The organism is Streptomyces sp. GQ60 (assembly GCF_059758875.1).
The window spans coordinates 142,899-159,962 of the sequence record NZ_JCAXEG010000010.1; the positions used below are offsets into that span (position 1 = coordinate 142,899).

Sequence of the window (17,064 nt, forward strand, 5' to 3'; positions counted from 1 at the left end):
TGGAGCGGCCGGGGGCGCAGCGGATACCGTTGACCGGATGGGGACCGGCCGACTGACCGGCCGACGCGACCAGGAGGCGACGACCGTGCCTGACCCGAGCACCGCGGGAAGCGCTCCGCGCTCCCTCGCCGAAGCGCTGCGCGCCCGCGACGACGAGGGGCTCGGCGCCCTGTTGCGCGCCCGGCCGGACCTGCTGAACCCCGTCCCCGGAGATGTGACGCAGCTCGCCACGCGGGCCGGGACGCGGGCTTCGGTGGTGCGCGCGCTGGACCACCTGGACCGGTTCGCGCTGCAGGCCGCCGAGGCCCTCGCCGTGGGGCCGGAGCCCTGCCCGTACGCGGTACTGGAGTCCCTGCTCAGCGGCGACACCGGCACCACCTCCGGCGAGGACAACGGGGCCCGCGCCGAACTCCCCCGGGCCCTGGCGACCCTGCGCGAGCAGGCCCTCGTATGGGGCGACGACGAGCGGCTGCGCCTGGTGCGCACCGCCCGCGAGCTGCTCGCCCCCTCCCCGACGCGGCCCTCCCCCACCGGGCTCGGCCCGACCGTCGCCGAGGCCACCGCGGGCATGTCGCCGACCCGGATCCAGGAGATCGTGGCGGCCGCCGGGCTGCCCGCGACGCACGACCCGGTGTCGGCGGTGACCGCGCTGACGGCCCTGTTCACCGACCCGGAGCGCATGTCGGCGCTGCTGGACGAGGCTCCGGCGGAGGCCCACCAGGTGCTGGGCCGGCTCGTGTGGGGCCCGCCCTACGGGGAAGTGACGCCCCATCCGACGCCCCCGGTGCGCTGGCTGCGCGACCGGGGCCTGCTGCTGCCGGCCTCGGCGCGCACCGTGCTGCTGCCGCGCGAGGTGGCGCTGTACCTGCGCGGCGGGCTCGCGCACCGGGTGACGGAGCCGCTGCCCCCGGAGGTTCCCGCGCACCGCGAGCACCGTCCACAGCTTGTGGACGCGAACGCGGCCGGCCAGGCACTGGCCGCGCTGTCGACGGTCGAGGAGCTGGTGAAGTCCTGGGAGCACGCCGGTCCGCCGGTGCTCCGGGCGGGCGGGCTCTCCGTACGCGACCTGAAGCGGGCCGCGGCCACCCTGGACACCGACGAGCCGTCGGCGGCGTTCTGGATCGAACTGGCCTACTCGGCGGGCTTGCTGGCCAGCGACGGCGAGGCCGACGAACGCTACGCCCCGACCCCCGCCTTCGACGGCTGGCTCGAACTCCCGTCGGCCGAGCGCTGGTCGGTCCTGGCCGCGGCCTGGCTGACCGCGACCCGGACCCCCGGCCTGGTCGGCGAACAGGACGCGAAGGGCCGCACGCTGTCGGTGCTGGGCGCGGAACTGGACCGCTCCGCCGCGCCCGAGGTGCGCCGCCGCGTCCTGAGCCTGCTCGCCGACCTCCCCGAGGGCGGCTCCCCCGACCCGGCCGTGCTCCTCGCCCGCCTCGCGTGGGAGCGGCCCGTGCGCGGTACGAGCGAGCTGCGCTCCCGCCTCGCCCGCTGGATGCTGAGGGAGGCCGAGGTCCTCGGGGTCACCGGCCGGGGCGCGCTCTCCGCGCCCGGACGGGCGCTGCTGGAGGGCCGCGACCCGGCGCCGCTGCTCGCGCCGCTGCTGCCCGAGCCCGTGGACCACGTACTGCTCCAGGCCGACCTGACGGCGGTGGCCCCGGGTCCGCTGCGGCGGGCGGTCGCCGAGGTGCTGGCCGTACTCGCGGACGTGGAGTCCAAGGGCGGGGCCACCGTGTACCGGTTCACGCCCGGTTCGGTCCGCCGCGCCCTCGACGCCGGCCACACCGCCGTCGACCTGCAGTCCTTCCTCACCGAGCACAGCCGGACCCCGGTGCCGCAGCCGCTGTCGTACCTCATCGACGACGTGGCCCGGCGGCACGGGCACCTCCGGGTCGGCGCGGCCTCCTCGTACGTGCGCTGCGACGACGACGGCATGCTGAACGAGATCCTCGCCGACAAGCGGTCCGCGGGCCTCGGGCTGCGCCGCCTCGCCCCGACCGTGCTGGCCGCGCAGGCCGAACCGGGCGCGCTGCTCGACGGGTTGCGGGCCATGGGCTACGCCCCGGCCGCGGAATCCCGTACGGGGGACGTCCTGGTCTCCCGCGCCGACGCCCACCGCACCCCTGCCCGCGCGGTGCCCGTGCCGGTCCGGGACGGGCCGCCGGTCCCGGACGCGACGCTGCTGGGGGCGGCCGTACGCGCGATCCGCGCGGGCGACCTGGCGGCGACGGCGGTCCGCAAGGAGCCGGCGGGAGCGTCCGGGGCGGGCGGCTCCGGCACCCCGGGTGAACTCCCCCGCACGAGCGCGGCGGAGACCCTGGCGACGGTGCAGGCGGCCGCGCTCACCGGCTCGGCGGTGTGGATCGGCTACGTCAACGCAGACGGGGCGGCGAGCCAGCGGGTCATCGCCCCGGTACGGGTGGAGGGCGGCTTCGTCACCGGCTACGACCACACGGCGGACGAGGTGCGGACGTTCGCCCTGCACCGGATCACGGGGGTCGCCGAACTGGCGGAGGACCAGGTCTAGTCGGCGGGGCGGGGGAAATCCGCTGGCCCGGACGGGGTACGGCCCCGCACCCTGGCGTCATGTCCGACGCACCCGTCCAGGCCCCCCGCCAGCCGCTCCCCCGGCATCAGATCCGCGCCTCGCACACCGCCGACACCCTCACCGTGTACCAGGCGTACCGGCCCGGGATCGGGGTGCCGGCCGCCCGTGAGGGCCGTTTTCCGCCCGCCTGGAAGCGGGAGCGGATGACCTGGGTGAAGCCGTCGTTCCTGTGGATGATGTACCGCTGCGGCTGGGCCACCAAGGCCGACCAGGAGACGGTCATCGCCGTCGAGATCACCCGCACCGGCTTCGACCGGGCGCTCGCCGGAGCCTGCCTGTCGCACTACGTCCCCGGCGTGCACGCCGACCGCGCGGCCTGGACGCGGGCGCTGCGCACCTCCCCCGCCCGTGTGCGGTGGGACCCGGAGCGCGATCTGCACTTGAACCCGCTGCCGTACCGCTCGCTCCAACTGGGCCTGTCCGGAACGGCGTCGCGCGCCTACGCCGACGAGTGGACGGTCGCCATCCGCGATGCGACCCCGCTGGCCCGGGAGGTCCACGACCTGCTCCGCTCCGGAGAACCGGAGGCGGCGCGGGCCCTGCTCCCGGTGGAGACGCCCTATCCGGCGGGGCCGCTGGAGCACTTGGGTGCGCAGCACTGAGACAGGCCCCGGCCGTTCCGCCGTCTCCGCAGGTCAGGCGGGCCAACAGGGCCGATTGCGCCTGTTGCACGGCGGTGACATTCCGATGACTGATGGGAGATGCGGCCTGTGTGAAGATCAGCTCATCGCAGCAACGACCGGGGACTGAGACCGGGTCGCCGGCGAGAACCGAGCACCACAGGACCGGCGTTCGACCGCCGGCCACCTCGCCCGGCCCGCTCCGCCTCTGCTCGACCTCTGCTCTGCCTCTCGACCTCTGCTCTGCCTCTCGGCCGCTGCTGTCGCCTGATCTTGATGATTCCTGGGGGAGTCCACCATGTCCGCTCGCACCGCCACCCTCCGCACCGCCTCCGCCTCCGCCGCCGTCGTCGCCGCCGCCATCGCCGGTACCGTCCTGATGCCGATGACGGCCTCCGCCACCGAGGGCAACCACAAGGCGCTGACGACCACGATGAGCGCGCCGGTCCCGAGCGGCCCGCTGACCCGCGGCGGTGCGACGGAGACGTTCGACCTGACGGTGACGAACACGACGGACAAGCCCTCCGCCTACCACCCGTGGATGCTCCTCGACCACACCGGCGGCAGCCCGCTCCAGCAGAGCGACGTGATCTACAAGGTCGAAGCGGTGAGCGCCCCCGCGACCGAGTCCGCGATCGGCCAGCAGGACGGCGAGTGGCAGGGGCTGTTCTACCCGGCGGGCGACAAGGCCGCGGCCGGCTTCGAGATCCCGGCCAAGGGCACGATGGTCTGGAAGGTCACCCTCGGCCTCGGCAAGAGCTACCCGACCCTCAACGGTGACTTCAAGCTGCGCGCGTCGACCTTCGCGAACGAGCTCGCCGACGGCGGTGAGGGCTCCCTGTCCTTCAAGACCAGCCCGGCGTCCAAGCCCGGGACCCTGGAGACCTGGTTCGACCACGTGAGCCCCTGCGCGGACGGCGCGTCCCCCGACTGCCAGGAGATGGACGTGCGGTACCGGGTCACCGGTGACGGCGAGTTCAACTCCGGGCTCGGCACCTGGATCCAGGTGGGCATGCCCGGCCTGGCCGAGGCCGACCTCCGGGGGCGCGTCAAGGTCGACGGCGCCTGGAAGGACCTGGAGGGGGAGACCGGCAACTTCAACCTGCCGGTCATCGCCAAGGGCTTCGGGGCCGCCTCCGGCGACCACATCGTTCGCATGCAGATCAAGCTCGGCCCGGCGGCGCAGCTCAAGAAGCCCACCCCGGTCAAGGTGACCGCCTCCGTCGGCCTGGCCGAGGGCAACACCTACCCCTTCCTCTCCACCGACCAGCAGTTCGAGCTGGGCCCGAAGACCGCCACCCCGCCCGCCTACCCGACGCCCACCCCGCCGGCCTCGCCGGCCCCGACGGCCCCCGCGCCGACCGACCCGGCGCCCGCCGCCCCGGCCCCGACCGGCCCCGCGACCACCGCTCCGGCGGCCACTACGGCCCCGGCCACGGGGAACGCCCCCTCCGCGGCCGGCTCCCTCGCGCGCACCGGCTCGGACTCCGACACCGCCCTGTACTCCGGGCTGGCCGCCGTGCTCATCGGCCTCGGCGGCGCGGCCGCCTGGTTCGCCCGCCGCCGGCGCACCGTCCGCGGCTAGTCACCCCGCACCACCCACCCCGCCACCCCGAAGGGGCCCGGCCCGCGCACCGCGCGGGCCGGGCCCCTTCGGCCGTGCTCACCTCGCCGCGTAGTCGATGCGCTCCGCGTCGAACGGCCACGCCTCGGCGAGCCAGCGCGTGACGGCCTCGTACAGGGTCTTGTCGAGCGCGGCCCGGTCGGCGCGCACCCAGGAACTGACCTGCACGCGCGCCGGATCGTCCTTGGCGGGGTAGATGTAGAGACACCCGATGACCTCGCCGGCCCGGTGCTCCGCGCCCCGCTCCTCCTCGCCCTGCTCCGCTGCCAGGACGCTGTACGTGAATCCCCGCCGTTCGGCGAAGTCCCGCGCGTGGCGCACCAGGTCGGCGAGGTTCGCCTCGGGGCTCATGCCCTCCAGCGGAGGCCAGTCCCCCAGGAACCCGGGCGTCGCGCGCACGTGTTCGATGCTCCCGCTCCAGGCGGCGAGGTCCCTCTCGTTGTGCTCGGGGCCGAGGGGCTCCAGCCGGAAGCCCGCCCCGGCGAGACGGACGGGCACGTCGAACTCCTCGGCCGGCGGCACGAAACCCTGCTGATGAGTAGTCATGCGGCGACCCTACGCAGCCCCGCCCCCCGCGCCCACGGGATATCGGTCCGCGGCCAGCCGGAGCAACTCGTCCACGGACCACTGGTCGTTGACGTGCTCTCCGTACCGCACGGCCAGCACCCTCCCGTCCGGCCCGATCAGCAGGTCGGCGGGCAGCCCGAGCCGCCCGCCCGGCTGCCGCGGGGAGGGGAGCCGCTCCCGGCCCCGCACCACCTCGACGGCGGACCGGGCGATCGCCCGCACCACCGGGCCCCAGGCGCGCGGGTCCAGCAGGGAGCGCGGGGAGGACTCGACGCCGAACTCCCGGTACAGCCTCTTCTCCGGATCGGCGATCACGGCGAAGGGGAAGTCGGCGGTGTGCGAGCGCAGTTCCTCCGCGGCGGAGTGGAAGAGCACGACCTCGCGGATCCCGGCGGCCTCGATCTCCGCGTGGCGCCGGACGACGGACCGCAGGTGGAGGTGGCAGACGGGACAGCCGGCGAAGCGCCGGAACTGCAGATGGACGAGTCGCTCCGGGTCGGGCACGGAGACGGTCCCACCCCCGGCGGACGTGCCGGAGGTGACGGACGTGAGCATGCGTACGGGCACCACGGAACCGGGTTCGAGCACGGGAAACCCCTCCCTCGACAGGCGTAGGCGTATGCCGTACGCCTACCTCTCAGCGTAGGCGTATCCCGTACGCTGTCAACCGTCATGCCGCGCCCCCGCTCGCACACCCCGGACCAACTGGCCGCCGCCGCCCTCGCCGTCATCGACCGCGACGGGCTCCCCGGCCTCTCCATGCGCGCCGTCGCCACCGAACTCGGCATCAGCCCCATGGCCCTGTACCGCTACGTGCGCGACCGCGAGGAACTGGAAGCGCTCGTCGTCGCGCTCGTCCTCAGCGGTGTCGACACCACCCCGCCGCCCCCGGGGCCGTGGCCCGGCCGGATCACGGTCCTGGCCCGCCGCCTGCGCGACACCATGAGCGCCCACCCGGCGACGCTGCCGCTCACCCTGGCCCACCGGCACCGCTCGCCGGGCGGCCTGCGCTGGTCGGAAACGGTGCTCGGAGTGCTCACCGAGGCCGGCATCGAGGCCGAGGAGCGGGTGCTCGCGCTGCGCGCGCTCATCGCGTACGTGATCGGCGCCACCCAGCTGGAGCACCTCGGGCCGCTGGCCGGACCCGGAACCACCGCCATCGCAGGCCTCCCCCCGGACGAGTTCCCGTACATGACGGCCACCGCCCGCGACGCCCGCTCGGTCACCCCGGACCGGGAGTTCGAGGGCGGGCTGAAGCTGCTCCTGCGCGGCCTGGCATGATCCGCCGGTGACCAACGCAGACGCCCCTCTCACGCCTCCCGCCCCTCCCGTCCCGCCCGTCCCTCCCGCCCGGTACGTCCTGTTCGACGTCGACGGCACCCTCGTCGACGCCGTCGCCAACCAGCGCCGGGTCTGGGCGACCTGGGCCGCCCGCCACGGACTGGACCCGGACGCCGTCTACGCCGTGGCCCTGCGGACCCGCCCGGTGGAGACCTTCGCGGCCGTCGCCCCGGACCAGGACCCGCAGGCGTGCCTGGCCGCGCTGCACGAGCTGGAGGACGAGGACGTCCGCTCCGGCGACTACGCCGCCTTCGACGGCGCCACCGAGCTGCTGGCCGCCCTGCCCCCGGCAAGCTGGGGCCTGGTCACCTCCAACTACGAGCACCGGGTGCGCGGCCGCTTCGACCGCACCGGCCTGCCCGTGCCGCCGGTCCTCGTGGACGCCGCCGCCGTCACCGAGGGCAAGCCCTCGCCGGCCCCGTACCTGCGGGGCGCGGCCCTCCTCGGCGCCGACCCCGCGCACTGCCTGGTCATCGAGGACGCCCCCTCGGGCGTCCGGTCGGGCCTCGCGGCGGGCATGACCGTCTGGACGGTCAACACCCCCGGCCCCCACCCCGAAGCCCACCGCCACTTTCCCACCCTGCGCGAGGCCGCCCCCGAGATCCTCGCCTTCGCCGCCGGGCGGGCGTAACACCCTCCCGCGCGGGTGCCCCCGCCCCCCCCGGGTGGCCGGATGTGACAGAACTTCGTCATTGCGGCCATCGCGGCAGGAGGAAATGATCTGCACATGCCCGCATCCGCATCCGCAGCCTCAGCCGCGTTAGCGCCCGCGCCCCCAGCGCACAGAGTCGTCATCGTGGCCTTCCCCGGTGTGGAACTCCTGGACGTCACCGGCCCGGCCGAGGTCTTCTCGGTCGCCACCCGGGTGGCCGGCACGAACCACGCCGGCCCCGCCGGCCGCCCCGGCTATCTCGTCCAGATCGCCACGGCCGACGGCGGGCCGGTGGCCACCTCCAGCGGCGTCCGGCTGCTGGCCGACCTGGCCCTCGACGAGGTGCGGGGCCGGGTCGACACCCTGCTCGTGGCGGGCGCCGTCGACCTGGTCGGCGACGGGGTCGAGCCCGTCGTCGACGGCGAGGTCACCCGCTGGCTGCGCGAAGCGGCTCCGACGGCGCGCAGGACCGGATCGATCTGCGCGGGAGCCCACCTGCTGGCCGCCGCGGGCCTGCTGGACGGCCTGTCCGCCACCACCCACTGGCTCACCGCCGCACGGCTGGCGGCCGACCATCCCCGGGTCTCCGTCGATCCGGACCCCATCTTCATCCGGTCCGGAAGCGTGTGGACCTGCGCCGGTGTCACCTCGGGGCTGGACATGGCACTGGCGATGGTCGCCGAGGACCACGGCCAGGCCCTTGCCCTGGCCACCGCACGGATGATGGTCATGTACGTCAAACGGTCCGGCGGGCAGAGCCAGTTCAGCGTTCCGCTCTCCGCCCCGGCCACGTCGGGCGACCGGATCGACGACCTGCGCGTGTGGATCGCCGACCACCTCACCGAGGACCTGACCGCGGAGGCCCTGGCCGCACGACTGCACCTGAGCGTGCGCCACTTCTCCCGGCTGTTCCGGCTGCGCACGCACGGCACGGCCGCCGCCTACGTGGAGTCCGCCCGCCTCGAAGCCGCCCGCCGGCTGCTGGAGGAGAGCGACGGCAGCCTGCCGGACATCGCCGCGGCCAGCGGCCTCGGCTCGGTGGAGACCCTGCACCGCTCCTTCCAGCGCCGGCTGGGGACCACTCCGGCCGCATACCGCCGCCGATTCCGCTAGGCCGGCGCGTCCCCCTCACACCCACACCCCCACCCACACCCGTACACCGACCATCCGCCGGCAGCCCGGCGGATCCCCGGCATGCCCGCACGGGCAGCAGCCGTCCGTCACCGCAGGGAGGACGCCATGTCCCGCACGAAGGTCATCCCCATCCCCGTCATGGGCCGAACGGCCATCAACGCGTACCTGCTCCTGGGCCGCCGGCCCGTGATCGTCGACGCCGGGACACCCGGCAGCGGCCGGAAGATCTACGACCGGATCACCGTGCACGGAGTGGACCCCCGCGACGTCTCGCTGATCGTCATCACCCACGGGCACATCGACCACTTCGGCTCCGCCGCCGAACTGCACCGCCTCACCGGCGCGCCCGTCGCCGGCCACATCGCCGACCTCGGGCCGTACCGCTCCGGCCGGGTCCGCGAACCGTACCTGCCCACCGGCCCGATGGGCCGCGTCATGGACCGGAGCAAGGACCTGCACGCCCAGGCCGAACCCCTCGACCCCGATGTCCTGATCCGCGGCGAGACGCCCCTGGAGGACTTCGGGATCGACGCCCGCATCATGCCCACCCCCGGACACACCGCCGGATCGATCTCGGTCCTCACCGACGACGGAGACCTCGTCGCCGGCGACCTGGTGGCCAACTCCTTCATGGGCCTCATTCCGGGCAGGCCGGCCAATCCGCCGTTCCACGACGACCCGCGGCGCAACCTCGCCAGCCTCCGCGACATGCTCGCCCTCAACCCCACGCGACTCCACGTCGGCCACGGCTCCCCGCTGGAACCCGACCGGGTACGACGCTGGGCCGACCGGGAACACGAACGCCTGGCCCGACGCGGAGCAGCCGGCCGCCTCACCACCCGCACCGGGGAAACGACCTGACCGCCGGGGACCCCGCACCACCTGGGACCCTCCGAGCGCCATGTTCCTGAACATGCGGCGATGCGGCACACTGGAGGTTTGGCCAGAGTGAAACGGGGCGCTGCGTGTGAATGGTCCACTGATCGTCCAGAGCGACAAGACGCTCCTCCTCGAGATCGACCACGAGCTCTCGGCGGCCGCGCGGCGCGCCATCGCGCCCTTCGCCGAGCTGGAGCGTGCTCCCGAGCACATCCACACCTACCGGATCACGCCGCTCGGACTGTGGAACGCACGGGCCGCCGGGCACGACGCCGAGCAGGTCGTGGACGCGCTCGTGGAGTTCTCCCGCTACCCCGTCCCGCACGCGCTGCTCGTCGACGTCGCCGAGACCATGGCCCGGTACGGCCGGCTCTCCCTCTCCAAGCACCCCGTCCACGGGCTGGTCCTGACCAGCACCGACCGGCCGGTGCTGGAGGAGATCCTGCGGTCGAAGCGGGTCGCCCCGCTGGTCGGCGCCCGCCTCGACGCCGACACCGTCGCCGTACACCCCTCCGAGCGCGGGCAGATCAAGCAGACCCTGCTCAAGCTGGGCTGGCCGGCCGAGGACCTCGCCGGGTACGTGGACGGCGAAGCCCACCCCATCGAGCTCGACGAGACCGGCTGGGCGCTGCGCCCCTACCAGCAGCAGGCCGTCGAGGGCTTCTGGCACGGCGGTTCCGGCGTGGTCGTACTGCCCTGCGGAGCCGGCAAGACGCTGGTCGGCGCCGGCGCGATGGCGAAGGCCAAGGCGACCACGCTGATCCTGGTCACGAACACCGTGTCCGCCCGCCAGTGGAAGCACGAGCTGATCAAGCGGACCTCGCTGACGGAGGAGGAGATCGGCGAGTACTCCGGTACCCGCAAGGAGATCCGGCCCGTCACGATCGCCACGTACCAGGTCCTGACCACGAAGCGGAAGGGCATCTACCCGCACCTGGAGCTCTTCGACTCCCGGGACTGGGGCCTGATCCTCTACGACGAGGTGCACCTGCTGCCGGCTCCGGTGTTCAAGTTCACCGCGGACCTCCAGGCGCGTCGGCGGCTCGGGCTGACGGCGACGCTGGTGCGCGAGGACGGGCGCGAGTCGGACGTGTTCTCACTGATCGGGCCCAAGCGGTTCGACGCCCCGTGGAAGGAGATCGAGGCGCAGGGCTACATCGCGCCGGCCGACTGCGTCGAGGTGCGGGTCAACCTGACCGAGTCGGAGCGCCTCGCCTACGCGACCGCCGAGACGGAGGAGAAGTACCGCTTCTGCGCGACCACCGCCACCAAGCGGAAGGTCACCGAGGCGCTGGTGCGCAAGCACGCGGGCGAGCAGACGCTGGTCATCGGGCAGTACATCGACCAGCTCGACGAGCTCGGCGAGCACCTCGACGCGCCCGTCATCAAGGGCGAGACCTCCAACGCGCAGCGCGAGAAGCTCTTCAACGCCTTCCGCGAAGGCGAGATCAGCGTGCTGGTCGTCTCGAAGGTCGCGAACTTCTCCATCGACCTGCCCGAGGCCACGGTCGCCATCCAGGTGTCCGGCACCTTCGGCTCCCGCCAGGAGGAGGCCCAGCGGCTCGGCCGGGTGCTGCGCCCGAAGGCCGACGGCCACGAGGCGCGCTTCTACTCGGTGGTCGCGCGCGACACCATCGACCAGGACTTCGCCGCGCACCGCCAGCGCTTCCTGGCCGAACAGGGCTACGCCTACCGGATCATGGACGCCGACGAGCTGCTGGCCGACGGCTGACGGGCGGGCCGGCCGGCCGAACGCTACGCCGGCGTGGCCGAGTACGTGATGTCGCGCGGGCGGCTGCTGCTCATGGTGCTGCGGGTCTTCGACGACACGGACATCCTGCTGCCCGAGGGGTGACCGGCGGCGTGACCGGCGGCGCGGGGCGGCGCAGAACCGGTGGCCCCTCGGTGGTGCCTCAGTGGCGTATGACGCCCGCGTCCTCGGAGTATTCACCGAGGACGACCACGCTCACGGCGGTCGCCGCGAAGACCTTGGCCGCGCGCAGGACGCTGCCGACGCTGTGGCGGGAGCGGGAGTCGGACGTGGCGGTGGCGCCGCGAGGGCGGCGACCCTGGACCGGGGTGCAGGTTGCGGTGCTCATGTATCCATGGTCGGTTTTCGACCGGCTCGTCACATCGCCCTGAGGGCTGAACCTCCAGGTCTCCGGCCTCCTCCTCCCGGCCCATGCCGCCCCCTACGGGCTCTGTCCGAAGGAGGACGCGGACCGGACGGCCCCCGTACGGGGTCACCGCCCCGAAGGACTTTCGGCCCCCTCAATCCATTCGCGCAGCGCGTCCGCGATGGCTAGAATCTCCGCTCTTGCCGCCTCCCGCCGCGTCATCGGGAGCGCCGCCCGCCGCTCGGAAACCGGCGGGCCCGTCCGCCCGCATCACGCAGGTCCTCAGCAGATGGAGGCAGTTCCGTGCCCGCGCACGCCCACGTCACCGACCACGACGCCGACCCCGACGCCGACCCCGACGCAGCTGCGGCCCCCGCCCCGGCCCCCACCGACCCCCTGGGGCGCGAGCGGGCCCACCTCGCCGCCTCGCGGTCCGCGCTCCGCGCGATGCGCGAGGACGTCGAGAACCTCGACATCCGCGACGTCACCGCGAACTGGGTCAACGCGATCGTCCTCCAGGCCCAGATCGACGACCGGATCAAGGCGCTCGCCGACCTCGCCCACACCCCCCTCTTCTTCGGCCGCCTCAACTACCTGCACGCGCCCGGCGCGGAGCTCGCCGAGGGCGCGGAGGGCGAGCAGTTCTACATCGGCCGCCGCCACGTCCACGACGCCGGCGGCGACCCCATGGTGATCGACTGGCGCGCGCCCGTCTCCCAGCCCTTCTACCGGGCCTCGAAGAACGACCCGCAGGACATCGGGCTGCGCCGCCGCTTCGGTTACACGGGCGGCGAGCTGACCGCGTACGAGGACGAGCACCTCTCCGACCCCGCCGAGGCCGTAGCGGTCAGCAAGCTGCTCCAGCAGGAGATCGAGCGCCCGCGCGTCGGCCCCATGCGCGACATCGTGGCGACGATCCAGCCCGAGCAGGACGAGATCGTCCGTTCCGGCCTGTCGGGCTCCGTCTGCGTGCAGGGTGGTCCCGGTACGGGCAAGACGGCCGTCGGCCTGCACCGGGTCGCGTACCTCCTCTACGCGCACCGCGACCGCCTCGCCCGTACCGGCACCCTGGTCATCGGGCCGAACCGTTCCTTCCTGCACTACATCGAGCAGGTCCTGCCCGCCCTCGGCGAGCTGGAGGTCAAGCAGGCCACGGTCGACGACCTGGTCGCCCGCGCGGACCTGGAGGTGCGCGGCGCGGACGCCGCCGAAACCGCCGTGGTCAAGGGCGACGCCCGGATGGCGGAGGTACTGCGCCGCTCCGTCCACTCCCACGTCAGCGAGCCCGTCGAACCGCTGATGGTGGTCCGCGGATCGCGCCGCTGGCGGGTGCCCGCGTACGAGCTCGCCGAGATCGTCGCCGAGCTCCAGAACCGCGACATCCGCTACGGAGCCGCCCGCGACGCCCTCCCGCAGCGGATCGCGCACGCGGTCCTCGTACGGATGGAGCAGGCGGGCGAGGCGCCCGACGACCGGGTCCAGGACGCGGTGGCGCGCAATCCCGCCGTGAAGGCCGTGGTCAAGGCGGTGTGGCCGCTGGTGGAACCGGCCAAGCTGGTGCTGCGGCTGCTCTCGGACGCGGGGTTCCTCGCGGAGCACGCGGAGGGGATCCTGTCGGCGGAGGAGCAGGAGCTGCTGCTGTGGGCCAAGCCGGCGCGCAGCGTGAAGTCGGCGAAGTGGTCGGCGGCGGACCTGGTGCTGATCGACGAGGCGACGGACCTGGTGGAGCGCACGCACTCGCTCGGCCACGTCGTCCTCGACGAGGCGCAGGACCTGTCCCCGATGCAGTACCGGGCGGTCGGCCGGCGCTGCACGACCGGCTCGGCGACGGTCCTCGGGGACCTCGCGCAGGGCACGACCCCGTGGGCGACGCGGAGTTGGGACGAAGCGCTGGGGCATCTGGGCAAGCCGGGCGCGGTGCTGGAGGAACTGACGGCGGGCTTCCGCGTGCCGCGCGAGGTGATCGCCTACGCCTCGCGGCTGCTGCCGGCGATCTCGCCGGGCCTGGCTCCGGTCGCCTCGGTCCGTGAGACGCCGGGCTCGCTGGTGGTCTCGCCGGTCACCGATCCGACGGGCGCGGCCCTGGACGCGTGCCGGGCCTCGCTCGTGCACGAGGGGTCGATCGGGCTGATCGCGGCGGACGCGCGGATCCCGGAGCTCGCGGAGGCCCTGCTTTCGGCGGGCCTGCCCTACCTCTCGCCCGGCGAGGAGACGACGGCGGAGTCGCGGCTGACGCTGGTGCCGGCGTCGCTGGCCAAGGGTCTGGAGTACGACTACGTGGTCCTGGACGAGCCGGCGGCGATCGTCGCGGGCGAGCCGGACGAGCGGACCGGCCTGCGCCGCCTCTACGTCTGCCTCACCCGAGCCGTCTCGGGCCTCACCCTCCTGCACGCCGCCCCCCTGCCGGCGGCCCTGGCGTAGGGCCGGCGGGACTGGATGCATCCAGCCCGCCCGGCGTTGGAGGACCGGGTCCGGGGCCGAGTCCGGGCCGGGTCCGGGTCCGGGTCCGGGTCCGGGTCCGAGCCGGGGACGGGTCCGAGCCGGGGACGGGTCCGGGCGGAGCCCGGGGAACGGTGGAAGGGCGGGTAGGGGACAGCCCCGCAGGGCCGCCCTCACCCCGCCCCGGCCAGGTCCGCCCCGGTCAGGCCGGTCCGGTCCGGCCCGCCCCTGCCAAGGCCGGTCAGGCCAGGGCCGAGCGCCATTCCGCGACGGCCGCCGCCGACACCGGTCGGTCCCACCCGGAAGGGCGGGCCGCGCCGCCGATGTGGAAGGCGTCGATGCCCGCTTCCCGCAGGACCGGGAGGTGGGAGAGTGCCAGGCCGCCGCCCACCAGGATGCGCGGCTCGTAGCCGGGGGTGCCCGCCTTCGCCGCCTCCGCCAGCAGCACCGGCAGGCCCTCGTCGACGCCGCCCGCCGCGCCGGCGGTCAGGTACGTGTCGAGCCCGGGCAGGTCCGCGACCGCCTTGCGGAGCTGGTCACGGTCAGCCGCGCGGTCGATCGCGCGGTGGAAGGTCCACCCGCAGCCGCCGAGCTCCGCCACGACCGCATCGACGGCGGCGAGGTCGGGGCTGCCGTCGGGGTTCAGGAAGCCCAGGACGAACTCCTCCGCCCCCTCCGCGCGCAGCGCCCGCGCCTCCTCCACCAGGCGTTCCACGTCCTGCGCGGAGCCCGCCGAGAAGCCGTCCGCCTTCCGGAGCATCACGCGCAGCCGGATGTCGACCGCGGCCCGGATCGCCGCGAAGGTCTCGCGGGGCGGGGTGAGCCCGTCGGCGGCCATGTCGGTGACCAGCTCGAGTCGGTCCGCCCCACCGGCCTGGGCCGCGACCGCGTCCTCCACGTCGAGGGCGATCACCTCCAGGAGCGCACGGTTGCTCATGTAATCCCATCCTTCGTCCCACATTGGAAAATAGGTCTAGTCCAATATCCAGGGTACGGGCCTCCGCCCACCCTTCACCAGCACAATCACGCCACCACCACAATGTGCGCATGACATCCGCCATGACGTCCGACACGCACCGCGAGCAGGACCTCCGCGCCCGCTGGCACGCCACCACCGCCGCCGCCGGAGCAGCCGCCGACCGGGACCCCGCCCCGTACGCCGACCGCCTCCTCACCGCCTGGGCGGAGCCGCAGCGCAGGTACCACACCACCGCGCACCTGGCCGACGTACTCGCACGCATCGACGTACTCGCCCGGGAGGAGGAGTCGGAGGCGGCGGACCGCGCCTCCGTCGAGCTCGCCGCCTGGTTCCACGACGCCGTCTACCGGCCCGACCGCTCCGAGAACGAGGAGCGCAGCGCCGCCCTCGCCGAGCGCGCCCTGCCCGAGCTCGGCATCGACGGCGCCCGCACCGCCGAGGTGGCCCGTCTCGTCCGGCTCACGGTCACCCACGACCCCGCGCCCGGCGACGCCAACGGCGAGCTGCTCTGCGACGCCGACCTGGGCGTCCTGGCGGGCACGGCGCAGGAGTACGCCGCCTACGCGGCAGCCGTGCGCGCGGAGTACGGCTTCGTCCCCGACGAGGCCTTCCGCGCCGGCCGCGCCGCCGTGCTGCGCCAGCTCCTGGAGCTGCCCCGCCTCTTCCGCACCGCGTACGGGGCCGCGCACTGGGAGGCCCCGGCCCGCGCGAACCTGGCCGCCGAGCTCGCGGAGCTCGGCGGGGGCGGCCCCGAGTAGCCCCGAGCAGCTCCGAGCAGCTCCGAATAGCCCCGGGGGCTCGGGAATGTGATCCCGTTCGTGATGGTTGAGGTAGTTCATGCCCGCAGCAGCCGAACGCACCCGCATGCCCGTCGCCGTCTACATCCTCGGCCTCTCCGTCTTCGCACTCGGTACCAGCGAGTTCATGCTCTCCGGGCTCCTGCCACCCATCGCCGAGGACATGGGCGTCACCATCCCCCAGGCGGGCCTGCTCATATCCGCCTTCGCGATCGGCATGGTCGTCGGAGCGCCCCTGCTCGCCGTCGCCACCCTGCGGCTGCCCCGGCGCACCACGCTGCTCTCGCTGATCAGCCTCTTCGGCGTCGGACAGGTCGCGGGCGCGCTGGCCCCCTCGTACGAGCTGCTCTTCGCCTCCCGCATCGTCTCGGCGCTCGCCTGCGCCGGCTTCTGGGCGGTCGGCGCGGCCGTGGCCATCGCCATGGTCGAGCAGCACCAGCGGGCCCGCGCGATGGCCGTCATGATCGGCGGGCTGTCGATCGCCAACGTCCTGGGCGTCCCGGCCGGCGCGTTCCTCGGTGAGCACCTGGGCTGGCGTTCCGCGTTCTGGGCGGTCGGCGCCGCCTCCGCCGTCGCGCTCGTCGGCATCCTCGCGCTGATCCCCAAGATCCCGCTGCCCGCCGAGAAGCCGACCCTCGCACGCGAGCTGCGCATCTACCGCGACCGCCAGGTGTGGCTGTCGATCGGCATCACGGCGCTCGCCGCGGGCGGCGTCTTCTGCGCCTTCAGCTACCTGTCCCCGCTGCTCACGGACGTGGCCGGGCTCGACTCGGCGTGGGTCCCCTGGATCCTCGGCCTCTTCGGCATCGGCGCGCTGGCGGGCACCGCGCTGGGCGGGCGGATCGCCGACGCGCACCTGTTCGGGGTGATGCTGTGGGGCATCACCGCCTCCACCGTCTTCCTGGCGGCGCTGGCCCTGATGGCCTCCACCGCGGCGGCCGCGATCGCCCTCTCGTTCCTGATCGGCTTCTCGGCGTTCTTCACCGCCCCGGCGCTCAACGCCCGCATGTTCAACGTCGCGGGCGCCGCCCCGACCCTGGCCGGCGCGACCACCACGGCCGCCTTCAACCTCGGCAACACCGGCGGACCCTGGCTCGGCGGCACCGTCATCGACGCCGGATACGGCTACTCCGCCACCGCCTGGGCGGGCGGCGCGATGACCGTCACCGCCATCGCCCTGGGCCTCGCGGCCCTCCGCCTGGACCGCCGTACGGCAATCCCCACGCGCCTGGTGACCGGCTCGGCGGCGGCCCGGCCGGCCGCGGCGCGGGCAACTGCGGAGCAGTCGGGTTAGTCCGGGCGGGCGA

The 17,064-nt window shown here is 74.2% G+C and carries 15 protein-coding genes; 11 read left to right on the forward strand and 4 right to left on the reverse strand.

The window, feature by feature from the left end; genetic code table 11:
• The first annotated feature begins 37 nt into the window (after nt 1-37).
• The 3 genes from AC6CKD_RS24485 to AC6CKD_RS24495 all read left to right on the forward strand — a co-directional run bounded on the left by AC6CKD_RS24485 (nt 38) and on the right by AC6CKD_RS24495 (nt 4,813).
• Nucleotides 38-2,527, forward strand: coding sequence for a helicase-associated domain-containing protein (locus tag AC6CKD_RS24485; RefSeq protein WP_498329904.1), 2,490 nt, complete (start codon nt 38-40; stop codon nt 2,525-2,527).
• Between the two features lie 59 nt (nt 2,528-2,586).
• On the forward strand, nt 2,587-3,210 hold the full coding sequence (locus tag AC6CKD_RS24490; RefSeq protein ID WP_498329905.1) for a DUF4291 domain-containing protein: 624 nt from the start codon (nt 2,587-2,589) through the stop codon (nt 3,208-3,210).
• A gap of 316 nt (nt 3,211-3,526) precedes the next feature.
• Nucleotides 3,527-4,813, forward strand: coding sequence for an LAETG motif-containing sortase-dependent surface protein (locus tag AC6CKD_RS24495; protein WP_498329906.1), 1,287 nt, complete (start codon nt 3,527-3,529; stop codon nt 4,811-4,813).
• A gap of 78 nt (nt 4,814-4,891) precedes the next feature.
• Here AC6CKD_RS24495 and AC6CKD_RS24500 read toward each other — a convergent pair whose 3' ends face one another.
• Both AC6CKD_RS24500 and AC6CKD_RS24505 read right to left on the reverse strand, forming a co-directional pair.
• Entirely contained in the window at nt 4,892-5,398 is a 507-nt protein-coding gene (locus AC6CKD_RS24500) for an N-acetyltransferase (protein WP_498329907.1), read from the reverse strand.
• Between the two features lie 9 nt (nt 5,399-5,407).
• Nucleotides 5,408-5,974 (reverse strand): peroxiredoxin-like family protein, encoded by a 567-nt coding sequence (locus tag AC6CKD_RS24505; protein ID WP_498330113.1) that lies wholly within the window; start codon nt 5,972-5,974, stop codon nt 5,408-5,410.
• 117 nt (nt 5,975-6,091) lie between these two features.
• Between AC6CKD_RS24505 and AC6CKD_RS24510 the strand changes: the two genes are divergently transcribed.
• The 5 genes from AC6CKD_RS24510 to AC6CKD_RS24530 all read left to right on the forward strand — a co-directional run bounded on the left by AC6CKD_RS24510 (nt 6,092) and on the right by AC6CKD_RS24530 (nt 11,157).
• Nucleotides 6,092-6,700: a TetR/AcrR family transcriptional regulator gene (locus AC6CKD_RS24510; RefSeq protein ID WP_498329908.1), complete on the forward strand. Its 609-nt coding sequence runs from the start codon at nt 6,092-6,094 to the stop codon at nt 6,698-6,700.
• Nucleotides 6,701-6,707: 7 nt separating this feature from the next.
• Nucleotides 6,708-7,391: an HAD family hydrolase gene (locus tag AC6CKD_RS24515; RefSeq protein WP_498329909.1), complete on the forward strand. Its 684-nt coding sequence runs from the start codon at nt 6,708-6,710 to the stop codon at nt 7,389-7,391.
• Nucleotides 7,392-7,487: 96 nt separating this feature from the next.
• Nucleotides 7,488-8,525 (forward strand): GlxA family transcriptional regulator, encoded by a 1,038-nt coding sequence (locus AC6CKD_RS24520; RefSeq protein ID WP_498329910.1) that lies wholly within the window; start codon nt 7,488-7,490, stop codon nt 8,523-8,525.
• Nucleotides 8,526-8,651: 126 nt separating this feature from the next.
• Nucleotides 8,652-9,407: an MBL fold metallo-hydrolase gene (locus AC6CKD_RS24525; RefSeq protein ID WP_498329911.1), complete on the forward strand. Its 756-nt coding sequence runs from the start codon at nt 8,652-8,654 to the stop codon at nt 9,405-9,407.
• A 106-nt stretch (nt 9,408-9,513) separates the two neighbouring features.
• Nucleotides 9,514-11,157 carry a DNA repair helicase XPB gene (locus tag AC6CKD_RS24530; RefSeq protein WP_498329912.1) on the forward strand — a complete coding sequence of 548 codons (1,644 nt, stop codon included), beginning with the start codon at nt 9,514-9,516 and terminating at the stop codon, nt 11,155-11,157.
• A gap of 181 nt (nt 11,158-11,338) precedes the next feature.
• Here the strand turns inward: AC6CKD_RS24530 and AC6CKD_RS24535 are convergent, their stop codons facing one another.
• A complete protein-coding gene (locus tag AC6CKD_RS24535; RefSeq protein WP_498329914.1) occupies nt 11,339-11,524 on the reverse strand; it encodes a hypothetical protein in 186 nt (61 codons plus the stop codon).
• A 321-nt stretch (nt 11,525-11,845) separates the two neighbouring features.
• On the opposite strand from AC6CKD_RS24535, the gene AC6CKD_RS24540 reads away from it, so the two are divergent.
• Nucleotides 11,846-13,963 carry a HelD family protein gene (locus tag AC6CKD_RS24540; RefSeq protein WP_498329915.1) on the forward strand — a complete coding sequence of 706 codons (2,118 nt, stop codon included), beginning with the start codon at nt 11,846-11,848 and terminating at the stop codon, nt 13,961-13,963.
• Between the two features lie 259 nt (nt 13,964-14,222).
• Here the strand turns inward: AC6CKD_RS24540 and AC6CKD_RS24545 are convergent, their stop codons facing one another.
• Nucleotides 14,223-14,918 carry a copper homeostasis protein CutC gene (locus tag AC6CKD_RS24545; RefSeq protein ID WP_498329916.1) on the reverse strand — a complete coding sequence of 232 codons (696 nt, stop codon included), beginning with the start codon at nt 14,916-14,918 and terminating at the stop codon, nt 14,223-14,225.
• A 110-nt stretch (nt 14,919-15,028) separates the two neighbouring features.
• On the opposite strand from AC6CKD_RS24545, the gene AC6CKD_RS24550 reads away from it, so the two are divergent.
• Entirely contained in the window at nt 15,029-15,718 is a 690-nt protein-coding gene (locus AC6CKD_RS24550; RefSeq protein WP_498329918.1) for an HD domain-containing protein, read from the forward strand.
• A gap of 106 nt (nt 15,719-15,824) precedes the next feature.
• Nucleotides 15,825-17,051 carry a Cmx/CmrA family chloramphenicol efflux MFS transporter gene (locus AC6CKD_RS24555; protein ID WP_498330115.1) on the forward strand — a complete coding sequence of 409 codons (1,227 nt, stop codon included), beginning with the start codon at nt 15,825-15,827 and terminating at the stop codon, nt 17,049-17,051.
• Nucleotides 17,052-17,064: the final 13 nt, after the last annotated feature.

What these genes read in the sequence shown, in the direction of transcription:
- AC6CKD_RS24505 (WP_498330113.1), bottom strand. Translation starts at nt 5,974, where the DNA reads ATGCTCACGTCCGTCACCTCCGGCACGTCCGCCGGGGGTGGGACCGTC.
- AC6CKD_RS24535 (WP_498329914.1), bottom strand. Translation starts at nt 11,524, where the DNA reads ATGAGCACCGCAACCTGCACCCCGGTCCAGGGTCGCCGCCCTCGCGGC.
- AC6CKD_RS24525 (WP_498329911.1), top strand. Translation starts at nt 8,652, where the DNA reads ATGTCCCGCACGAAGGTCATCCCCATCCCCGTCATGGGCCGAACGGCC.
- AC6CKD_RS24520 (WP_498329910.1), top strand. Translation starts at nt 7,488, where the DNA reads ATGCCCGCATCCGCATCCGCAGCCTCAGCCGCGTTAGCGCCCGCGCCC.
- AC6CKD_RS24495 (WP_498329906.1), top strand. Translation starts at nt 3,527, where the DNA reads ATGTCCGCTCGCACCGCCACCCTCCGCACCGCCTCCGCCTCCGCCGCC.
- AC6CKD_RS24555 (WP_498330115.1), top strand. Translation starts at nt 15,825, where the DNA reads ATGCCCGTCGCCGTCTACATCCTCGGCCTCTCCGTCTTCGCACTCGGT.
- AC6CKD_RS24485 (WP_498329904.1), top strand. Translation starts at nt 38, where the DNA reads ATGGGGACCGGCCGACTGACCGGCCGACGCGACCAGGAGGCGACGACC.
- AC6CKD_RS24550 (WP_498329918.1), top strand. Translation starts at nt 15,029, where the DNA reads ATGACATCCGCCATGACGTCCGACACGCACCGCGAGCAGGACCTCCGC.
- AC6CKD_RS24545 (WP_498329916.1), bottom strand. Translation starts at nt 14,918, where the DNA reads ATGAGCAACCGTGCGCTCCTGGAGGTGATCGCCCTCGACGTGGAGGAC.
- AC6CKD_RS24500 (WP_498329907.1), bottom strand. Translation starts at nt 5,398, where the DNA reads ATGACTACTCATCAGCAGGGTTTCGTGCCGCCGGCCGAGGAGTTCGAC.
- AC6CKD_RS24510 (WP_498329908.1), top strand. Translation starts at nt 6,092, where the DNA reads ATGCCGCGCCCCCGCTCGCACACCCCGGACCAACTGGCCGCCGCCGCC.
- AC6CKD_RS24490 (WP_498329905.1), top strand. Translation starts at nt 2,587, where the DNA reads ATGTCCGACGCACCCGTCCAGGCCCCCCGCCAGCCGCTCCCCCGGCAT.